General features: G+C 65.3%; 17 protein-coding genes. 14 read left to right on the top strand and 3 right to left on the bottom strand.

Annotated features, from left to right (window positions below; genetic code table 11):
* Positions 1–56: 56 nt before the first annotated feature.
* The gene (locus AB0362_RS20850) at positions 57–1,703 is read left to right on the top strand and encodes a cytosine permease (protein ID WP_149405081.1); all 1,647 of its coding nucleotides are present in this window, start codon (positions 57–59) and stop codon (positions 1,701–1,703) included.
* 62 nt (positions 1,704–1,765) lie between these two features.
* Here the strand turns inward: AB0362_RS20850 and AB0362_RS20855 are convergent, their stop codons facing one another.
* Entirely contained in the window at positions 1,766–2,566 is an 801-nt protein-coding gene (locus AB0362_RS20855; protein WP_317532601.1) for a crotonase/enoyl-CoA hydratase family protein, read from the bottom strand.
* 81 nt (positions 2,567–2,647) lie between these two features.
* Positions 2,648–4,573 (bottom strand): molecular chaperone HtpG, encoded by a 1,926-nt coding sequence (htpG, locus tag AB0362_RS20860; RefSeq protein WP_317532602.1) that lies wholly within the window; start codon positions 4,571–4,573, stop codon positions 2,648–2,650.
* A gap of 94 nt (positions 4,574–4,667) precedes the next feature.
* Between htpG and AB0362_RS20865 the strand changes: the two genes are divergently transcribed.
* From AB0362_RS20865 to AB0362_RS20900, 8 genes are all read left to right on the top strand, one after another.
* On the top strand, positions 4,668–5,783 hold the full coding sequence (locus AB0362_RS20865; protein ID WP_094686777.1) for an MBL fold metallo-hydrolase: 1,116 nt from the start codon (positions 4,668–4,670) through the stop codon (positions 5,781–5,783).
* Positions 5,784–5,802: 19 nt separating this feature from the next.
* A complete protein-coding gene (locus AB0362_RS20870; protein ID WP_283347148.1) occupies positions 5,803–8,199 on the top strand; it encodes a cation-translocating P-type ATPase in 2,397 nt (798 codons plus the stop codon).
* A gap of 42 nt (positions 8,200–8,241) precedes the next feature.
* On the top strand, positions 8,242–8,430 hold the full coding sequence (locus AB0362_RS20875; RefSeq protein ID WP_068051116.1) for an antitoxin: 189 nt from the start codon (positions 8,242–8,244) through the stop codon (positions 8,428–8,430).
* Positions 8,431–8,507: 77 nt separating this feature from the next.
* Positions 8,508–10,136 (top strand): Na+/H+ antiporter, encoded by a 1,629-nt coding sequence (locus tag AB0362_RS20880; protein WP_317532603.1) that lies wholly within the window; start codon positions 8,508–8,510, stop codon positions 10,134–10,136.
* A 28-nt stretch (positions 10,137–10,164) separates the two neighbouring features.
* Positions 10,165–11,358, top strand: coding sequence for an alpha/beta hydrolase (locus tag AB0362_RS20885; RefSeq protein ID WP_317532604.1), 1,194 nt, complete (start codon positions 10,165–10,167; stop codon positions 11,356–11,358).
* A complete protein-coding gene (locus tag AB0362_RS20890) occupies positions 11,355–12,527 on the top strand; it encodes a histidine kinase (protein ID WP_094639800.1) in 1,173 nt (390 codons plus the stop codon). The genes AB0362_RS20885 and AB0362_RS20890 overlap by 4 nt, the downstream gene beginning before the upstream one ends.
* Positions 12,524–13,333 carry a LytTR family DNA-binding domain-containing protein gene (locus tag AB0362_RS20895; protein ID WP_094639503.1) on the top strand — a complete coding sequence of 270 codons (810 nt, stop codon included), beginning with the start codon at positions 12,524–12,526 and terminating at the stop codon, positions 13,331–13,333. Before AB0362_RS20890 ends, AB0362_RS20895 begins: the two co-directional genes overlap by 4 nt.
* 67 nt (positions 13,334–13,400) lie before the next feature.
* Complete coding sequence (locus AB0362_RS20900; RefSeq protein WP_231893895.1) at positions 13,401–13,706, top strand: hypothetical protein; 306 nt, start codon at positions 13,401–13,403, stop codon at positions 13,704–13,706.
* Positions 13,707–13,719: 13 nt separating this feature from the next.
* Here AB0362_RS20900 and AB0362_RS20905 read toward each other — a convergent pair whose 3' ends face one another.
* A complete protein-coding gene (locus tag AB0362_RS20905) occupies positions 13,720–14,487 on the bottom strand; it encodes a GAP family protein (RefSeq protein WP_317532605.1) in 768 nt (255 codons plus the stop codon).
* Between the two features lie 20 nt (positions 14,488–14,507).
* On the opposite strand from AB0362_RS20905, the gene AB0362_RS20910 reads away from it, so the two are divergent.
* The 5 genes from AB0362_RS20910 to AB0362_RS20930 all read left to right on the top strand — a co-directional run bounded on the left by AB0362_RS20910 (position 14,508) and on the right by AB0362_RS20930 (position 20,726).
* Positions 14,508–16,250 carry a cation acetate symporter gene (locus tag AB0362_RS20910; protein ID WP_317532606.1) on the top strand — a complete coding sequence of 581 codons (1,743 nt, stop codon included), beginning with the start codon at positions 14,508–14,510 and terminating at the stop codon, positions 16,248–16,250.
* A 317-nt stretch (positions 16,251–16,567) separates the two neighbouring features.
* Complete coding sequence (locus tag AB0362_RS20915) at positions 16,568–16,867, top strand: DUF485 domain-containing protein (RefSeq protein WP_032378306.1); 300 nt, start codon at positions 16,568–16,570, stop codon at positions 16,865–16,867.
* Complete coding sequence (locus AB0362_RS20920; RefSeq protein ID WP_262498252.1) at positions 16,864–18,531, top strand: cation acetate symporter; 1,668 nt, start codon at positions 16,864–16,866, stop codon at positions 18,529–18,531. Before AB0362_RS20915 ends, AB0362_RS20920 begins: the two co-directional genes overlap by 4 nt.
* Before the next feature lie 82 nt (positions 18,532–18,613).
* Positions 18,614–19,045: an SRPBCC family protein gene (locus AB0362_RS20925; protein WP_317532607.1), complete on the top strand. Its 432-nt coding sequence runs from the start codon at positions 18,614–18,616 to the stop codon at positions 19,043–19,045.
* 49 nt (positions 19,046–19,094) lie between these two features.
* Positions 19,095–20,726, top strand: a complete 1,632-nt coding sequence (locus tag AB0362_RS20930; RefSeq protein WP_317532608.1) for a substrate-binding and VWA domain-containing protein — start codon at positions 19,095–19,097, stop codon at positions 20,724–20,726.
* Positions 20,727–20,783: the final 57 nt, after the last annotated feature.

The following is a 20,783-nucleotide window of genomic DNA, read 5'->3' on the forward strand; positions in this document are numbered from 1 at the left end:
GTAGCTACATCTTTCCAAGACATAGCGGCAACGTGGCGGTTCTACGTTGTTGAACCATGACCGCCGTACAGCCTGCGCCGACAGACACCGCGCTGAAAGAGACGCTCGAGGACTACACGCTGCGCTTCGCGCCGCGTAGCTACCGCAAGTGGGGTACCGGTGTCGTCGCGACGTCAGCGCTCGGCGGCATCGCGTATCTCGCGGACTTCGCCATCGGTGCCAACATCGGAATCTCCTACGGAACCGGCAACGCGCTCTGGGGCATCCTGGTGTTCGCCGTCGTGATCTTCCTGACGGGACTTCCGCTCGCCTACTATGCCGCCCGCTACAACATCGACCTCGATCTGATCACGCGGGGAAGCGGTTTCGGATACTACGGATCGGTCGTCACCAACGTCATCTTCGCGACGTTCACGTTCATCTTCTTCGCGCTCGAAGGCTCGATCATGGCGCAGGGACTCGAACTCGGCCTGGGCATCCCGTTACCCATCGGCTACGCGGTGTCCACGATCATGGTCATCCCGCTGGTCATCTACGGCATGAAAGCCCTTGCCAAGCTTCAGGTCTGGACCACTCCGCTGTGGCTGGTGCTGATGGTGCTGCCGTTCGTCTACCTCGTGTTCAGCAATCCCGATTCGGTCGGCCAATTCCTCGCCTACGGCGGTCAGGACGGTGCCGACGGCAAGGGGGTCAACATCGGATCGGTGATGCTCGCGGCCGGCGTGTGTCTGTCGCTCATCGCGCAGATCGCCGAGCAGATCGACTACCTGCGTTTCATGCCGCCCAAGACTCCCGAGAATTCCCGACGCTGGTGGACCGCAGTACTTCTCGCCGGACCGGGCTGGGTCATCTTCGGTGCGCTCAAGCAGGTCGTCGGACTGTTCCTCGCCGTGTACCTGATCGCCAACGTGGTCGACGGATCCACCATAGCCAACGAGCCGGTGCACCAGTTCCTGGAGATCTACGAGAACTTCATGCCGGGCTGGCTCGCCATGACCCTCGCGGTGATCCTGGTCGTCATCAGTCAGATCAAGATCAACGTCACCAACGCGTATTCCGGGTCGCTGGCGTGGACCAACTCCTACACCCGCATCACCAAGACCTACCCGGGGCGCATGGTCTTCGTGCTCTTCAATCTCGCGATCGCGCTGATCCTGATGGAAGCCAACATGTTCAGCTTCCTCAACGACATCCTCGGCTTCTACGCCAACTGCGGTATCGCGTGGATCGCCGTGGTGGCGTCGGACATCGTCTTCAACAAGTACATCCTGAAGCTCTCACCCAAGGTCCCCGAGTTTCGACGTGGCATGCTCTACAACATCAATCCGGTCGGCTTCGGATCGATGGCGGCGTCGGCCATCCTGTCGATTCTGGTGTTCTTCGGGGCATTCGGACCGGCGATCAAACCGTACTCGCCGATCGTGGCCCTCGTTCTGGCACTGATACTTCCGCCCATCCTGGCGGTGGCAACCAAGGGCAAGTACTACCTGCGTCGTACCGACGACGGCATCGATCTGCCGATGTTCGACGAGCACGGCAACCCGTCCGACGCACTCGTGATGTGCCACGTCAGCGGTATGGAATTCGAGCGACCCGACATGATCGCGTCCAACGTGCCCGGGCCCAACGGGGAGAAGCAGTACATCAGTTCACTGTCGCTGAGCACCGACAAGACGGGGGAGCACATCCTGCCCCCGCAGTAGCGACTTCGTCGCAGGTGAGCGGAAACTCGTAGTGGGGCCCGAGTTTCCACTCACCTGGCGAGTCAGCGTCCTCGGAACTCGGGATCGCGACGCTCGAGCATCGCGTCGACAGCCTCGGAATGATCCTCGGTGTGGTGTGCGATGGCCTGATAGGCGGCGGAGAGTTCGAGCAAGGATTCCAGACTCTGCTGCTGGCCCTCGCGCAACAATTTCTTCGTCATACGCAGTACCTGCGGTGGGTTGGCCGCCACACGCCGAGCCAGTGTGTGGGCAGCGTCGAGCAGATCCTCGGGCTCGACGACCCGAGAGACCAGGCCCCATTCCAATGCCGTAGCGGCGTCGATGGCCTCGCCGGTGAACGCCATTTCGCTCGCCCGTGCCATGCCGATGGCCCGGGGGAGCAGCCACGCCCCACCGTCTCCGGGAATGATGCCCACCTTGGCGAAACTCTCGGCGAATGTCGCAGTGGTCGAGGCGATTCGGAGATCGCACATCAAGGCCAGATCGCAGCCTGCTCCGATGGCAGGGCCGTTGACCGCGGCGATCGTGGGAATCTCGCAGTGATACAACGCCTTCGGGATTCGTTGGATGCCGTGGCGGTAGCCCTGCCGCAACTCGGCCGGGCTACCACCGAACATTCCCTGCTTGTCCCGCATGTGCTTGACGTTCCCGCCCGACGAGAATGCCGAACCGGCACCGGTCAGGACGGCAACCCTGATCGATGGATCCCCGTTCGCGTCGGCGATCGCGGCCTCGAGGGCGTCGATGGTCTCCGCCTCGGAGATGGGATTACGGGCCTGGGGGTTGTTCAACGTCCAGACGACCACGTCGCCTTGTCGTTCGGTAAGAACAGGTTCTCTCACGGTCGGGCCTTTCGTTGCTTGGCCGCAGTGGCGCGGTTAAGTGCCGCCTGGGGCACATAACCACACCACTGCCGCAGGCACTCAGATGGTCCGCGTCAGCCTCTCGGCCAGCAGACGGGAGAACTTCGCCGGGTCCTTGAGCTCGGTGCCTTCGGCCAACAAGGCCGTCGCATAGAGCAATTCGGCGGTCTCGGCGAGGTGCGGATCGTCACTGCGATCCTCGCGGGCCTTCTTCAGTCCCGTCACCAGGTCGTGGGTCGGGTTGAGTTCGAGGATCCGCTTGGAGGTCGGCACGAATTGTCCCGACGCCTTGTACATCTTCTCGAGCTGCGGGGAGAAGCTGAACTCGTCGCCGACGACGCAGGCCGGGGACGTGGTGAGCCTGGTGGACAGGCGCACCTCCTTGACGTCCTCGCCGAGGGTCTCGGTCAGCCAGGTGAGCAGGTCGGCGAACTCCTTGTCCTGCTCCTCGCGCTTGGCCTCTGACTCCTTCTTCTCCTCTTCGGTGTCGAGGTCCACCTCGCCCTTGGCGATGGACTGGAACGACTTTCCGTCGAAGTCGGTGACGTTGCCGACCCACACCTCGTCGACCGAATCGGTGAGCAGCAGCACCTCGAGCCCGCGAGCCTTGAAGGCCTCCATGTGCGGAGAGCTCTCGATCTGCTGACGGGATTCGCCCGTCATGTAGTAGATCTGCTGCTGGCCGTCCTTCATCCGGTCCACGTACTCGGCGAGGGTGGTGAGCCCCTCCTCGGAGTTGGTGGACGCGAACGAGGAGATGCCCAAGAGGGTTTCGCGGTTGTCCGAATCCGAGATCAGGCCCTCCTTGAGGACCGTGCCGAACTGCGACCACAGCGTCTTGTACTTGTCGGGCTGCTCGCTCTGCAGTTCCTTGACCGTCGAGAGGACCTTCTTGGTCAGGCGTCGACGGATCGCGCGGATCTGCCGGTCCTGCTGCAGGATTTCGCGAGAGACGTTGAGCGAGAGGTCCGCCGCGTCCACAACACCCTTGACGAAGCGCAGGTACTCGGGCAGCAGTTCCTGCGAGTCGTCCATGATGAACACGCGCTTGACGTACAGGTGCACGCCGGCCTGGCTCTCGCGCATGAACAGGTCGAACGGTGCCTGCGACGGAATGAACAGCAGCGCTTGGTATTCGAACGTGCCCTCGGCCTTGAACGGGATGACCTCGAGCGGCTCGTCCCAGGCGTGGCTGACGTGCTTGTAGAACTCCTTGTACTCTTCCTCGGACACCTCGTCCTTGGAGCGGGTCCACAGAGCCTTCTGAGAGTTGATCGTCTCCGTCTCGATCGTGACGGTGTCCTCGCCGCCCTCTTCTTCACTCTTGACGCGCTTCTCGACGTCGATGCGAATGGGCCAGGCGATGAAGTCGGAGTACTTCTTGACCAGTTCCTTGATCTTGCGCTCGGACGAGTAGTCGTGGAGGTGGTCCTCCTCGTCGGCGGGCTTGAGGGCCAGCGTCACCGACGAACCCTGCGGGGCGTCGTCGACGTCGGTGATCTCGTAGGTGCCCTCGCCGGTGGACTCCCACTGGGTGGCCGTGCTCTCGCCCGCCTTGCGGGTGAGCAGCGTGACCTTCTCGGCCACCATGAACGTGGAGTAGAAGCCGATGCCGAACTGGCCGATCAGTTCTTCGGAGGCGGCCGCGTCCTTGGCTTCCTTGAGCTTCTTGCGAACCTCGGCGGTGCCGGACTTGGCCAGCGTGCCGATGAGGTCGATGACCTCGGCGCGCGACATGCCGATGCCGTTGTCGCGGATGGTCAGCGTGCGGGCCGCAGCGTCGATGTCGATCTCGATGTGCAGATCCGAGACGTCGACGTCCAGGTCCTTGTTGCGGTACGACTCCAGGCGCAGCTTGTCCAGCGCGTCCGAGGAGTTCGAGATCAGTTCACGGAGAAAGCTGTCCTTGTTGGAGTAGATGGAGTGCACCATCAGATCCAGGAGCTGACGCGTCTCCGCCTGGAATTCGAGCTGTTCGGTACTCAATGTCTCCCCTTCTAGCAGCAAAACCGACGCGAATATTCTACGGCAAGACTACGGGTGAGCTGCGAAGACGTCGGCGCCGCCTACTGTGGTGGCCGTGACGAAGACGAAGTTCGTTCTGGGAGCAACGGCAGCACTGAGCGGGGCCTGGTTGGCGCGTGCGCTGTGGGGTCTGCCGTCGGCCATCGGTGCCCGACGCGTGCACATCACTCCGTATGCCGCCGGGTCTCCGCGATACCGCGATCGCCGGTTCCACAACTCCGACCCGAGCTCGAGCTACGTACCGGGGCGCGGCGAGAAGGGACAGCAGAACATGTTCGTCTCGCTGATCACCGAACGCGGCAAGGGCAGGCCGCAACGCCCGATTCCGTTGGCACCGCCGATCGCGCCGGTGGACGCGGGCGAGCTGGCCGTCACCTGGTACGGCCACTCGAGTGTGCTCGTCGAGGTCGACGGCTATCGCGTCCTCGCCGATCCCGTGTGGAGCAACCGGGTGTCCCCGTCCTCGGTGGTGGGCCCGGCACGGCTGCATCCGACGCCGGTCGAGTTGGTCGACCTACCGACGGTCGACGCCATCGTGATCTCCCACGATCATTACGACCATCTCGACAAGGCGACGGTGCAGAAGCTGGCGAGTACACAGTCGGCTCCGTTCGTCGTGCCGCTCGGCATCGGCGCTCACCTGCGTAAGTGGCGGGTGCCCGACGAGCGCATCATCGAGCTGGACTGGGACGAGCAGACGAACATCGGCGGCCTCACCGTCACGTGCACCGAGGCTCGGCATTTTTCCGGCCGCGGTCTGACCCGGGACTCGACGCAGTGGGCGTCCTGGGCCTTCGCCGGTCCGATTCGACGCGTCTTCTTCGGCGGCGACACCGGCTACACACCGAAGTTCGCCGAGATCGGCAGCAACTACGGCCCCTTCGACCTGACGCTGCTGCCCGTCGGGGCCTACGACGCCCGGTGGCCGGACATCCACATGAATCCCGAGGAAGCAGTCACGGCGCACATCGACCTGACGGCGTCGGGCATCTTCGTTCCGATTCACTGGGCCACGTTCAACCTCGCCTTCCATCCGTGGTCCGAGCCGATCGTGCGGCTGCATGCCGCTGCGCAGGACGTCGGTGTGCAGGTGGCAGTGCCGATGCCGGGCCAGCGCATCGACGGCACCCGAACCCTGCACGACGATCGCTGGTGGTCTCGGCTCGGCTGAGCGGGTTTAAGCTGCACGCATGTCTATCGAGGCCGATGCTCAGCGGGACACCGGGCTGACCGAGGCGGAGGTCGCCAGGCTCAGGGCCGAGGGAAAATCCAACGACGTTCCGGCCCGTGCTTCTCGGTCGGTTCGCGACATCGTCCGCGGCAACGTGTTCACCCGAATCAACGCGATCCTCGGTGTGCTGTTGATCATCGTGCTCTCGACGGGCTCGGTGATCGACGGCATGTTCGGGCTGTTGATCGTCGCGAACAGCGGCATCGGCATCGTGCAGGAGATTCGCGCGAAGCGCACGCTGGATCGGCTGGCCATCGTCGGACAGAACAAGCCTCAGGTTCGACGCGACGGCGTCTCGAAGCAGATTCCCCCCGACGAGGTCGTGCTCGGCGACATCGTCGAACTCGGTCCCGGTGATCAGATCGTCGTCGACGGTGAGGTGATCGAGAGCGCCAGCCTCGAGGTCGACGAGTCGTTGCTCACCGGCGAGGCCGACACGGTGCACAAACTCGAAGCAACGCAGGTGCTGTCGGGAAGCTTCGTGGTCGCAGGCAGTGGGGCGTACCGTGCGACGAAGGTGGGCCGAGATGCGTACGCGGCCAAGCTCGCCGAGGAGGCCAGCAAGTTCACGCTGGTCAAGTCCGAGCTGCGCAGCGGTATCGACAAGATCCTGAAGTTCATCACGTACCTGATGATTCCGGCGGGCGCGCTGATCATCTACAACCAATTGTTCTCCAGCGGTCAGGCTTTGAAGCCGGCCCTCAACGGTATGGTCGCCGCGCTCGTTCCGATGGTGCCCGAGGGCCTGGTGTTGATGACGTCCATCGCGTTCGCGGTGGGCGTGATCCGACTCGGTCAGCGGCAGTGCCTGGTCCAGGAGCTGCCTGCGATCGAAGGCCTCGCCCGCGTCGACGTGGTGTGTGCGGACAAGACCGGAACCCTCACCGAGAACGGTATGCGGCTGTCCGAGTTGATGCTGATGGACGAGCACGATTCCGACTCCGTCACAGCGGCTCTCGCATCTCTGGCGCACGACGATCCGCGGCCGAATGCGAGCGTGCAGGCCGTCGGCGAAGCGTATCCGGACGCGCCCGGGTGGACGCAGAGTGCCGTGGCCCCGTTCTCCTCGGCCAAGAAGTGGAGCGGACTGTCCTACGGCGACCACGGGAACTGGCTGCTCGGTGCACCGGACGTGTTGCTCGACGCCTCCTCCGACATCGCTCGTCGCGCCGAGGAAACAGGCTCGCGTGGCCTACGGGTGTTGTTGCTCGCCAGCTCGGACCGCTCGGTCGACGACGACGAGGCACCCGGTGTGGTGACACCGCGTGCGCTGGTGATTCTCGAGCAGAAGGTGCGCGAGGATGCCCGAGACACGTTGGAGTACTTCGCAAGCCAGCACGTCGAGGTCAAGGTCATCTCCGGCGACAATGCCGTCTCGGTCGGTGCGGTCGCGGGTTCGCTCGGGCTGCCTGGCGGCGACGCCCCGATCGATGCGCGTGATCTGCCCGAGGACTCCGAGAAGCTGGCCGACGCCGTGGCGTCCTCCACCACGTTCGGTCGGGTCCGGCCCGATCAGAAACGGGCGATGGTGGGCGCGTTGCAATCTCGCGGCCACACGGTGGCGATGACCGGCGACGGCGTCAACGACGTGCTCGCACTCAAGGACGCCGATATCGGCGTCTCGATGGGTTCGGGGAGTGCGGCCACCCGAGCCGTCGCGCAGATCGTGTTGTTGGACAACAAGTTCGCCACGTTGCCCTACGTCGTAGGGGAGGGGCGACGCGTCATCGGCAACATCGAGCGTGTGTCCAATCTGTTCCTCACCAAGACCGTGTACTCGGTGTTGCTGGCGTTTCTGATCGGGCTCTCGGGTGTGCTCTCCCAGATCTTCCACTTCGAGCCGATTCCGTATCCGTTCCTGCCCCGGCACGTGACGATCGCGGCATGGTTCACCATCGGAATCCCGGCGTTCGTTCTCTCGCTCGCGCCCAACAACGAGCGGGCGCGCAGCGGATTCGTTTCGCGGGTGATGCGGCTGGCCGTCCCGTCCGGTCTGATCGTCGGCTCGTGCACGTTCGTCTCCTACCTGCTGGTCTACGCAGGCCCCAACGCCAGCGAGACCCAGGTGACGCAGGCCAGTACCACCGCGCTGATCACGTTGATCATGATCGCGCTGTGGGTGCTGGCCGTCGTCGCGCGGCCCTACAACTGGTGGAAGATCCTGCTGCTCGGTGGGTCGGTCGGTGGCTATCTGCTGCTGTTCGCAATCCCGTTCTGCCGCACCTTCTTCAAGCTCGATCCGTCGAACGTCGGAGCCACCACCAGTGCCTTGATCATCGGCGGCATCGGTATCGCGCTCGTCGAGGTGGCTCATCGATTCGGATCGGTACTACGCAATCGGCAGAACGAAACGTAGGCTTCCGGGTGTTCCGTTGCACCCGACCGGCAGGAGAGTTTCATGGGCTTCGCAGACAATTTGAAGGGCATGGTCGACAAGGGCAAGGACCTTGCGGCCGAGAACTCGGACAAGATCGACGACGTCGTGGAGAAGGCGGGGGACTTCATCGACAACAAGACCGGCGGCAAGTACTCCGACAAGGTCGACAAGGTTCAGGACGCAGTCAAGAAGGCGATTCCGGACAAGTAGGACCTTTCGGTCTCCCGCATCGGTGATCGTGGCCGTCGGTCGTACCCCGGGGTGCGGCTGACGGCACAATCGTCGGGGTGGACGGACCGATTCTTCTTCTCGTAGTCATCTTCGCGATCGCAGTCGCCGGTTTCGCCAGGCGCATCGATCTGCAGGTCCCGCTCGTCCTGGTCACCGTCGGCTCCATCGCCTCGTTCGTTCCCGGGGTGCCGCACGTCAGCCTGTCGCCTCAGCTGATCCTCGGCGTGGTGCTTCCGCCGCTGCTGTACTCCGCCGCGCTGGATTTCTCGTTCGTCACGTTCAGGCGAAACCTCGGTCAGATCCTTCGGCTCGGACTGGTCATGGTGATCGTGACGACGGTGGCCGTCGGCTGGTTCGCCAATCTGCTGATCCCGGAGCTGACCTTGGGTGCGGCTCTGGTCCTCGGTGCCGTCGTCGCCCCGCCCGACGCAGTGTCCGCTGTCGCCGTCGGCCGCAAGCTCGGTCTGCCCGCGCGGATGATGGCGATCCTCACCGGCGAGTCCCTGGTGAACGACGCGGCCGCGTTGACTCTGTTCACCCTGGCCGTCGCGTCGGTGACGGGCAGTCGAATCGAACTGGGCTCACCGGTGCTGTTCTTCCTGTACGAGATCGTCGGCGGTGTGCTGGTCGGATTCGTCCTCTCGCGCCTCGTTCGTTTCGTCCGCAATCGCATCGCGGACTCGGCGCTCGAGACTGTGCTCGGACTCGTCCTACCGTTCGCGGCCTATCTGGCGGCCGAGGAAATTCATGCCTCCGGTGTGCTCGCCGTCGTCACGGCAGGCTTCGTTCTGGGCCGCGTCACTGCCGACGTCTCGGTGTCCACGAGGGTTCAGGAACGGCAGGTGTGGCCAACTCTGGATCTTCTGCTCGAAGCATTCGTGTTCGCCTACATGGGTTTACAGCTGAAGTTCGTCATCGAAGAGGTTCAGCGTGAGGGGTTGCCGGTCCACCACGTGTTCGCCTTTGCGGTGCTGGTGCTCGTCGCGGTCATAGCGGTGCGTCCAGCGTGGATCTTCGCAAACTCCGGTCGAGACATATTGCTTCGTAAGCTGTTTCGACGATCTGCGACCGGTGAAGCCGGATTGACGTGGCAGCAGAACCTCGTGCTCTCGTGGGCGGGCATGCGTGGGGTGGTCACGCTCGCTGCGGCGGCCGGTGTGCCGCTGACCACCGTGCTAGGCGACGAATTCCCCGGTCGCGCAGTGATTCAGGCCGTGGCCTTCGTCGTCGCGGTCGGGACGTTGCTGCTGCAGGGGCTGACGCTTCCGCTGCTGATCCGTCGACTCGACGTCGCAGATCCACTCGAGCAACAGCGCAACGACAATCAGCGGCTGCTTTCGCAGGCCATCGCCCGTACCGCGGCGGAGGACTATCTCCAGCGCGCGGCGAAGGACGGAATTCCAGGAGTGGACAGCGAACGTGTCGCGGAGGTGATCGAGCGCGTCCGACGCTCGGTGCGCGCTCGATTGGATGCAGACGAGACCGAGGATCGCGAGAAGCGGATCGCGGCGGCAGGGGCGTTGTTCGATTCGCTGCGGCACAACGTCCTGGTCGCGCAGCGGGCGGCGCTCATCGCGGCCCGCGACTCGGGGGAGTTGGAGGACGAAGCTCTGCGGGCAGTGTTGAATGGCTTGGACGTGGAAGAAATTGCGGCGGAAGCCCGCATCGCACGACGCACGACGTAGACGAACGCAATGTAGGAGCGCAGAGACAGTGAGGTCGACCGGACCGGTGGTCGCCGCGGCACTGGTGTTCGCCCTTGCCGCGTGCAGCACTCCCGCCGCCGAATCGGTCGACCCGGCCCCCGTGCAGTCCGCGGGCTCCGCTCCGGCACCCGAGGGCTCGGAACGCGGTGAGATCGTGTCGTCGATGCTGCTCGGTCAGGTCGACATCGGGGTCGCCTACCTCGGCGCGACCGCCACGAAAATCGTCTACCGCACCACCGACGGGGTCACCGGAGGCGGAACGGAAACCTCGGGAACGGTGTTCGTGCCCAAAGGGTCTGCGCCGCCTGGAGGCTGGCCGATCGTCTCCGTCGGGCACGGAACCACCGGCGTCACCGACGAGTGTGCGCCCTCGCTGTACCCGAATCTGTTGGGCACCATCGGCCTGGTGACGCCGTTCCTCGAACGCGGCACAGTGGTGGTGGTGACGGACTACCAGGGCCTCGGAACGGCGGGTGATCCCGCCTACCTCGACCGGGACGCCGCAGCGTACGACGTCATCGACGCGGTCCGCGCGGCCCGCAACGTGGTCCCCGACGTCGGCACCAGGTGGGGTGCAGTGGGCACCTCCCAAGGCGGACAAGCAGTCTGGGCGGCAGCCGAGCGCAACGAGAACTACGGCGGCGGTCTGCAACTGGTCGGAGCCGCGGCGCTCTCGCCCACGGCTGATCTGACGCGATTCTTCGCGCCCGAGACCGAGCAGAGCGTGCCGCGTCAGCTGCTGGTGCCGTATCTCTACGAGGGTCTGCGCACCGCGGATCCGAGTGCCGAACGCTCCGACTACATCCGCGGCACGTTCGCCGACAACGTGACCGCACTGACCGCCTGCAGTGACCTGCTCGGCTTCTCCAAGGCCGACGCCGGAGCCGTCCTCGATCCGGCCGATGCTCTCCCGGACTCCGAGGAGGCGTCGGATCGGATGACGCGGTGGCTCGAATCGGTGGCGCTACCGACCACTCGCACCGGGGTACCGCTGATGGTCCTGGTCGGCGAACGCGACGACCTCATCGATCCCCGGTGGACCCGCGACGCGGTAGCGCGGGCCTGCGCACTCGGCGACGATGTCGAGCTTCGCTCCGAACCGGAGCAGGGCCATGCCGAACTGGCCGCCAACGGCATCGGAGTCGACTGGCTCGTCGAACGCTTCCTGAACGTGCCCACCTCGACCACGTGCGCGCGATGACCGCGGCACTGGCGGCACTGGCGGTGATCGTGGCCGTGATCGTCTCGGTGATCGCCGTGATCAGCCTGCGCGGTCGACGTGACCTCACCACACCTGCCGAGCGGGCCGTCCACGCCACCCTGCACACCGCCTCGCTGGCGGCCAAGCCGTTGCGCGACGGTCTCGACGCTCGTTCGGCCGCCGCCGCCGCGCCGCATCTGCGGGTGCTGACGGGTGCGGACGCACTGGGCATCTGCGATCCCGACGGTTCGCTGCTGGCCTGGGACGGGCCGTGGGACGAGCTGACACCGGCATTCGTCGAGGCGGCGAAGCGGGCGGTGGACGGGCAGCGGCGCGTCCTGGTACGTCTGCCGCTCGGGTCGATCCACGAGGTCAGAGCGCTGGTGGTGCAGCCGTTGGTCGTCGACGAGTCTCCGGTGGTCGGGGTGTTGGGGGCCGCTGTCGTGGCCGAGCCCGGGCCCGGCATGCTCGGTGCCATCGCCGAGGTCGCGCGCTATGCGTGCGGGCAGATCGAGCTCGCCGAACTCGATGCGTCGAGGGCGCGGTTGGACCGAGCCGAGGTGCGGGCCCTGCGCGCACAAATCAGTCCGCACTTCATCTACAACGCATTGGGCACGATCGCGTCGTTCGTGCGGACCGACCCGGATCGGGCGCGGGAGCTGGTGCTCGAGTTCGCCGACTTCACCCGATACTCGTTCCGCAACGCAGGAGAGTTCACAGTGCTCGCGGACGAGCTGCGCAACATCGATCGGTACCTGACGCTCGAACGTGCCCGCTTCGGCGACTCCCTGCAGGTCACGTTGCAGGTCGCGCCCGAGGTGTTGGGCGTCGCCCTGCCGTTTCTCGCGCTGCAGCCGCTCGTCGAGAACGCCGTCCGGCACGGCCTGTCCGGTAAGGCCGACGGCGGCCGCGTGACGATCATCGCCGCCGACGAGGGCACCGACGCGGTGATCAGTATCGAGGACGACGGTGTGGGGATGGACCCCGAGGTGTTGCGCTCGGGAAGCCTGCACACCGAGGACGCGGCCCATGTCGGATTGGCCAACGTGGACGATCGGCTGCGGGCAGCCTTCGGAAACGACTACGGTCTCGTAGTGGACACCGCACCGGGCGCAGGCACCAAAGTGAGCATGCGGGTGCCCAAATTCAGGCCGGGAGTGCGGGCATGACTCAGGCTGCCAAAGACAACCCCGGCCGCGGATTGGTCGTCCTCGCCGTCGACGACGAGCGCCCGGCGCTGGACGAACTCGCGTTTCTGCTGCGCCAGCAGGAGACCGTCGCCGAGGTATTCACAGCGCAGGACGCCACCACTGCCCTACGGCAGATCCAGAACACCGCCGCCCCGGGGCAACCAGTGGTGGACGCGGTCTTCCTCGACATCAACATGCCCGGGCTCGACGGTCTCGAACTGGCCGGCATCCTGTCGGCATTCGCGCGGCCCCCCGCGGTCGTGTTCGTCACCGCCCACGACGACCGAGCACTGGCTGCCTTCGACCTCGGTGCCGTCGACTATCTGCTCAAGCCGTTGCGGGAGGATCGGCTCACCGAGGCGCTGCGCCGGGTGCTGCTCGCGCGGCGTCGACCCGCTGAGTCCGCGGACACCTCGGCCGACGAGGTCATTCCCGTCGAACTCGGCGGAACCACCACCCTGGTGCACCGGTCGTCGGTCGCGTGGGTCGAAGCCGACGGCGACTACGCGAGACTGCACACCTCCAACGGCTCACACCTGGTGCGCATACCCATCTCGGCTCTCGAAAGTCGTTGGGCCGATGCCGGATTCCTGCGTGTGCACCGCTCCTACCTGGTCTCGCTGCGGTTGGTCACGGGGATCCGCAGCGTCGGTTCTGGTCTGGTGGTGTGCCTGCGGGCCAGCGGGAACCTTGCTGCCTGCGAACTGCCGGTGAGCCGACGGCACGCCAGAGAACTCAAGGACAGACTGGTCCGCGGTCCGTTGCAATCGTGGTCGTCTCGGTGACGAGGGATCGGCAGTGAGCCAGCCGCACCGACAACGGGTGGTGCTCTCGCAACGTCGCGGCGCACGGATGGTGCGCACCCGCGTCGAAGTGCAGGAGCAGACCGAGGTCGGCGACGCCCTGGTTCGCAGCCTGGTTCGCGCGCAGCTGTTGCTGTCGGTGCGCCTGGCGGTGATGACGCTGTCGATTCTGTTCGCAATTCCGTTGCTGGGCATGCTCCTCGCCCGCTTCACCGACGTCGCGCCGTTCGGTATCGGTCTGCCGTGGTTGGTGCTGGGGGTGGCGATCTATCCATTGCTGTTCGGTGTCGGCTGGGTGTACACGCGTCGAGCCGAACGCAACGAGCAGGACTTCACCGCCTTGACCGATGATTGACGTCGCCGAGGGATCAGAGGGCGTTCAGTGTCATGTACGTGCCGAGGCCCAACAGGATCACGGCCAGAACGAGGCCACTGTGCGCAATGAATCCGTCGACGATCGCGTTCAGTGGCCGGCGGGCACGGTCGCGGAAGACGAGCAACGCGAGTGCGGGTGCCGCGACACCGACGCTGGACACCACCACGAACACCACGAGAGCCGCCGCTTGGACGGCCACGGCCGAGGATGCGTCCACGATCACCGCCACGGCCGACAGTGCGATGACCACACTCTTCGGATTGACCGATCCGAGGAGGAACGCGGTCGCGAATGCCCTGCCACCGTCGAGGCGACGTGCTCTGTCCACCCATCCCGGTTCCTCGCGGGCCGGGCCGTGTCGTACGCGCTCGATCAGCTTGCGGGCACCCAGGATCAGCAGAGCGACGCCGAGCGCGATTCTCAACCACCGCACCCAGGCGGACGAGTCCGAGGCCACCACCGCGGTGTCCACGACCACCAAGCCCGCCGTCGCGACGACCGTGACGCCGACCAGCCATCCGGCGGTGAACCGAGCGAGCACGGAACCGGTGTTGAGTGTGGCCAGGGCGGCAGCCATTGCCGTGGTGGGCAGGTGTGCGATCAGCGCCCCGGCCGCCAACGGAAGACACGCAGAGACGGCTGCCGTCACGGACATCAGGTGGCGCTCGTCCACTGCATCGGTAGATCGTCCCACTGCACCACCCGAGATGTCGTCGATTTCGCTACCGTCCGCGAAGTGCGCCGTTCCCGTGCAGGGCATGGCGAGCAGGGGCGGATTCGGTGAACGGGTCCATTCCGATCGCGACGGTGATCGCATTGCTCGCGGCCGCGCTGGCCACCGTGGGCATCGGTATCTACGGAGTTCGGTTGGCACGCACCACCTCCGACTTCCTGGTGGCCTCGCGAAGCGTCGGTCCACGCTGGAACGCCGCCGCCATCAGTGGTGAATACCTTTCCGCTGCATCGTTCCTCGGGGTTGCCGGGCTCATCGCGAAATACGGAGCCGATGCGCTGTGGTACCCGGTAGGGTTCACCGCCGGCTACCTGGGTCTGCTGCTGTTCGTTGCGGCTCCGCTGCGTCGAAGCGGCGCGTACACGGTGCCCGATTTCGTCGAATTCCGGCTCGGCGCACCATGGTTGCGCACCGTGGCGATGCTGGTGGTCGTGGTCATCTGCGCGCTGTACCTGGTGCCGCAGTTCCAAGGCGCAGGCCTGACGCTGAACATTCTGTTGGGGGTGCCGGGGTGGGTCGGGGCCCTGGCGGTGGGGCTCATCGTCATCGCGAACGTCGTCGGCGGTGGCATGCGCTCGATCACCTTCGTCCAGGCCTTCCAGTACTGGCTCAAACTGACCGCGATCGCCATCCCGGCACTGGTGCTGGCCGTGCACTTCTTCGCCGACGACCGTAGCGTCGGCAGCCCCGCCCCACCGACCGTGTCCGAGCAGACCGTCGTCGACATCACCACCGACGTTCTCGTGCAGGTCGATTCGCCGATCGTCGTGTCGGTGGCGGGAACCCTCGACGACGAGAGCGTCGACGGGCGAGTCCTACTGGACGCAGGCGAACATCGGTTGGGCTCGGGCACGTTGCTGACGCTCGACGCCGGATCGCCCGTTCCCGTCGTCGCAGGCGCGCCGACCACCGACCGAGCGTGGGCGATGCCCGGCGGGGGACTGGGCGGAGCGCATCCGCTCTATCAGGTTTACTCGCTGATTCTGGCCACGTTCCTCGGAACCCTCGGCCTGCCGCACGTGCTGGTGCGGTTCTACACCAACCCGGACGGCCGAGCGGCGCGGTTGACCTCGCTCACCGTCCTGGCGTTGCTCGGCATGTTCTACCTGTTCCCGACGGTGCTCGGCGTCTTCGCCCGGCTGTACGTGCCGCAATTGCTGATCACCGGAGCATCCGACGCCGCAGTGCTGCTGCTGCCCGGCTCGGTGCTGTCCGGAATACCGGGCCAACTGCTGGCCGCGCTCGTGGCCGCCGGTGCCATCGCGGCCTTCCTGTCGACCTCATCCGGTCTGCTGGTCAGCATCGCCGGGGTGCTCAGTACCGACGTTCTCTCGGGCAAGGTCCGAGACTTCCGCGTCGCCGCGATTCTCGCCGGTGCCGTGCCGTTGGCGCTGTCGATCGGCGTTGTCTCCCTGGACCTCTCGCGCACCGTCGGGCTCGTCTTCGCCGTCGCCGCGTCCACCCTGTGCCCCCTGCTGGTACTGGGCATCTGGTGGCGCGGACTCACCGCGGCTGGAGCGGCAGCCGGACTGTTCCTCGGCGGCGGCATTTCCCTCGTCGCCGCGTCGATCTCCGTCGTCACCCCCATCTCCGACGGCGTCCTCGGCGGCTGGGCGGCAGCGATTCTCGGCTACCCCGCCGCCGTCAGCGTGCCCGTCGCCTTCGCCGCGATGATCGCCGTCAGCCTCGCCACCCGAAAAACCGTACCGTCCGACATCTCCCGCATCTTCGCGCGACTGCACCTGCCCGAAGGCCTCGACATGGGCAAAGATCGCGAGCGCGAACTCTGAGACCGCTGGGTCATTCCGCAGGCTCCACTCCCTCACTGGGTCATTCCGCAGGCTCCACTCCCTCACTGGGTCATTCCGCAGGCTCCACTCCCTCACTGGGTCATTCCGCAGGCTCCACTCCCGCCGCCGCTCAACTGCCATTCTCGACCGCTCGTCGCACACTCCCGCTTCCCATCGTGTGATCGACACCACCTCCTGATTTTGTGACCTGACTCTCATTACTGTTCCGATTCAGCTACAGCTCACATCTACTTCAGGAGTCCAAGGTGACCGCACCGGAAACCAATTCGCCACCGGACGCGCAAGCGTTCGTCGACATGCAGGCCAGTCCAGAGTTCCAGGAACTTCGGCGTCGTCTGCGTAGCTTCGTGTTCCCGATGGCCGGGTTCTTCCTGGTCTGGTACGTCATCTACGTGCTGCTGAGCACCTACGCGGTCGACTTCATGTCGACCAAGGTGTGGGGCAACATCAACGTCGGGCTGCTGCTCGGCCTCGGCCAGTTCGTCACGACGTTCGCCATCACGGGCATCTACGTGAAGTTCGCCAACCGTGAACTCGATCCTCGCGCCGCAGCCCTGCGCGCCGAGATGGAAGCCTCCCAGGGAGCCAAGTCGTGACCACATCGCTGATTCATTCCGCAGGCTCCACTCATCTACTAGCCCAGGCCGCCGATACAACAGTCGGTGAACCGCTCGTCAACATCGCGATCTTCGGTGCGTTCGTCATCATCACGATGGCCGTCGTCATTCGAGCATCGAAGAAGAACGCGACCTCCGCGGAGTTCTTCACCGCAGGCGGCGGATTCTCCGGACCGCAGAACGGCGTCGCGATCGCCGGTGACTACCTCTCGGCAGCAAGCTTTCTCGGTATCGCCGGTGCCATCGCCGTCTACGGCTACGACGGCTTTCTGTACTCCATCGGCTTCCTCGTCGCCTGGCTCGTCGCGCTGCTCCTCGTCGCCGAATTGCTCAGGAACACCGGCAAATTCACGATGGCGGACGTACTGAGCTTCCGGCTCAAGCAGGGCCCGGTTCGCACCGCGGCCGCGCTGTCGACCCTGACCGTCTCGCTGTTCTACCTGCTCGCTCAGATGGCCGGTGCCGGCGGACTCGTCGCACTGCTGCTCGACATCTCCGACCGCACCGGACAGTCCATCGTCATCGCGATCGTCGGTGTGCTGATGATCGCCTACGTGCTCATCGGCGGCATGAAGGGCACCACCTGGGTCCAGATCATCAAGGCCGTTCTGCTCATCGCGGGTGCGGCGTTCATGACGGTGCTCGTTCTCGCCAAGTTCGGCCTTAACTTCTCCGAACTGCTCGGCAGCGCCCAGACCATGGTGGCCGGATCGGCCAACGAGGCTGTCGCAGCCCGTGACGTCATCGAGCCAGGTGCCCAGTACGGCGGCAGTGCCACCTCGAAGATCAACTTCCTCTCGCTCGGTATCGCACTCGTGCTCGGCACCGCGGGTCTGCCGCACGTGCTGATGCGCTTCTACACGGTGCCCACCGCCAAGGAAGCTCGTCGCAGCGTCGTGTGGGCCATCGCGCTCATCGGTGCGTTCTACCTGTTCACCCTGGTGCTCGGCTACGGTGCCGCAGCGATCGTCGGACCCGACCGCATCCTGGCCTCGGCCGGCGGTCAGAACTCCGCGGCTCCGCTGTTGGCCTTCGAGCTCGGCGGCGTGATCCTGCTCGGCGTCATCTCGGCGGTTGCCTTCGCGACCATCCTCGCCGTGGTCGCCGGCTTGACGATCACCGCCTCGGCGTCGTTCGCTCACGACATCTATGCGAGCGTCATCAAGAAGGGCAAGGTCGACGACAAGAAGCAGGTCAAGGTCTCGCGGATCACCGCCGTCGTCATCGGCGTCCTGGCCATCGGCCTCGGCATCCTCGCCAACGGGCAGAACATCGCCTTCCTGGTGGCACTCGCGTTCGCCGTTGCTGCGGCCGCGAACCTGCCGACCATCCTGTACTCGCTGTTCTGGCGTCGCTTCACCACCACCGGCGCACTGTTCAGCATGTACGGCGGCCTGATCTCGACGATCGTGCTGATCATCTTCTCCCCGGCCGTCTCCGGATCGCCGACGTCGATGGTCCCCGGCTCGGACTTCGCCTGGTTCCCGCTCTCCAACCCCGGCATCGTCTCGATCCCGTTGGCATTCATCCTCGGCATCGTCGGAACACTGATCTCGAAGGACACCGAGAACACCGACAAGCAGGCCGAGATGGAGGTTCGCTCCCTCACCGGTATCGGTGCGGAGAAGGCCAGCGCTCACTAGTCGATAGCAGGTTCCACCGAAAATGTCCGTGTGAGCAAGGCCTCACACGGACATTTTTCGTGTAGCGGTTACCATCCCTGCTGTGGCCAAGCTGAAGGTTTCCCTCGACGTCCCACTCACCCCCGAGCAGACGTGGGCGCACGCGTCCGATCTGTCCGGATACGAGCAGTGGCTCTCCATCCACGAAGCGTGGCGCGGTGAGCTGCCCGAGCAGCTGGCCGTGGGCACCACCTTGGACTCCGTCGCCAGCGTGAAGGGCATGCGCAACCGGGTGTCCTGGAAGATCGAGTCCTACGACCCGCCGAAGAAGCTCGAGCTCGAGGGCAAAGGTAAGGGCGGGGTCAAGATCGGCCTGAACCTGTCCGTGAAATCCAAGGGTGACGGCTCCGAGATCACCATCGACGTCAACCTCGGCGGCGCGCCGCTGTTCGGTCCGATCGGGTCCGGCGTCGCACGCGCTCTCAAGGGCGACATCGAGAACTCGCTGAAGACGTTCGTCAAGATCTACGCCTGACGCGGCAGGGGTGGAGCCTGTGGAACGACCAGTGAAGTAGGAGCCCGCGATGCCCGGTAGACACAGTGCCCCGTCGTCCGCGACGAGCAACAGAGGGTTCGCCAAGTACGGCGTCGTGGCCGTGGCCCTGTTTCTCGTGGTGGGCGGCGGCGTGGTCGTCGCGCAGAAGGCTTTCGGTTCCGAGTGCGGCGATCCCGCGTCCTACTCTCTGGCCGCGGACCCTGCCATCGCGCCGGTGCTGCAGAAGATCGTCGACGAGACGTCCACGGAAAGTCTCGGTTGCGCTCGGATCGAGGTCACCGCAACCGAATCCGGTCAGGTTTCGGCTGCGGTCGCCAAGGGCGACGATGTTCCCTCTCTCTGGATTCCGGATTCCTCGCTCTGGATCGGCAAGACCGTGCGGTCCACCGCGTCGCTGATCGACCTGGCGAGTCAGTCGGTGGCCGGCACCCCGGCTGTGCTCGCGGCCCGCAAGGACGAGGTGCCGTTCTTCGACACCTGGCTCACCGCGTTGAAGCTCGAAGGTCTGCGCATCGGTAACCCGCTGACCAACACCACGTCCGATGCGGCCATCCTGGGGGCGGTGGCCGAGGCCGGATCGGACGAGAGCGCCCTGGACTCGGTCGGAGCGGCGCTCGTCCCCATCGCTCAGGCCCAGGCCGCCACTCGCGGTGAGGCCGATCCGACGGTACGGCTGGACGATCTGGTTGCCGATGGCGGTGTCGCAGTGGTCTCCGAGCAGGCCTTCCTGGCCTACCAGCAGGACAACAGCGTCGAACTGGGCGCGACGGTGCCACCGACGGGCAGCATCTTCCTCAACTTTCCGCTGGCCGTGACCGAGCCCACAGGGGATCGACACGAGACCGCGAAATCCGTCGGGACGGCACTGGCCACGGCCATCGAATCCGAACAGGGGCAGCGGGCTCTGTCCGAAGCCGGGTTCCGCTCCGCGGACAACGCACCCCTCGATTCCGATCGCGGGATCGGTGACGTGACGCTTCTGACGATCGCCGACCAGCAGGCCGCCGAGTCGACGTTGCGTCAGTACCAGGTGTTGGCGCTGCCGTCGCGGACGCTGGTGATGGAGGACGTCTCCGGATCGATGAACTACAGCGCCGGGGCCGATTCACGTATCGCACTGACGGTGCAGGCCAGCGAAACCGGAAATCGACTGTTCCCCGACAACGCGTCGATGGGGTTGTGGGCATTCTCGATCGGACTCGGCGGCGAATCGCAGGACTACCGTGAGCTCGCACCGATCCGGCGAATGGACGAAAAAGTCGGCAACACCACGCAGCGTGAGGTGCTGCTGCAGCAGACTCGAACGCTTCCGGCCCTGGTCGGAGGTGGTACTGGTCTCTACGACACCACGTTGGCAGCGTTCCGCACGGTGCAGCAGGGCTACGATCCCGACGCGGTCAACAGCGTCATCATCCTCACCGACGGCACCAACGAGGACCCCGACAGCATCGCGCTCGACGAGCTGCTGTCCACTCTGCGTGCGGAGCAGGACCCGTCCAGGCCGGTCGTCATCGTCACGATCGGCATCACCGATGACGCCGATGCCGGTGTGCTGCAACAGATCTCGGCGGCAACGGGCGGTACGAGCTTCGTTGCACGAAATCCCGCGGAGATCCCGAACGTTTTCGTCAATGCGCTGAGAAGTCGCTCCGGTCGCTGAGAGGGCTACTATGCTGTGCGTCGCGTCACTTCTGAGGGCGCGTGCGCTTGCACTCGT

The sequence above is a fragment of the Rhodococcus sp. NPDC079359 genome, from assembly GCF_040702585.1.
Taxonomy (GTDB): Bacteria; Actinomycetota; Actinomycetes; order Mycobacteriales; family Mycobacteriaceae; genus Rhodococcoides.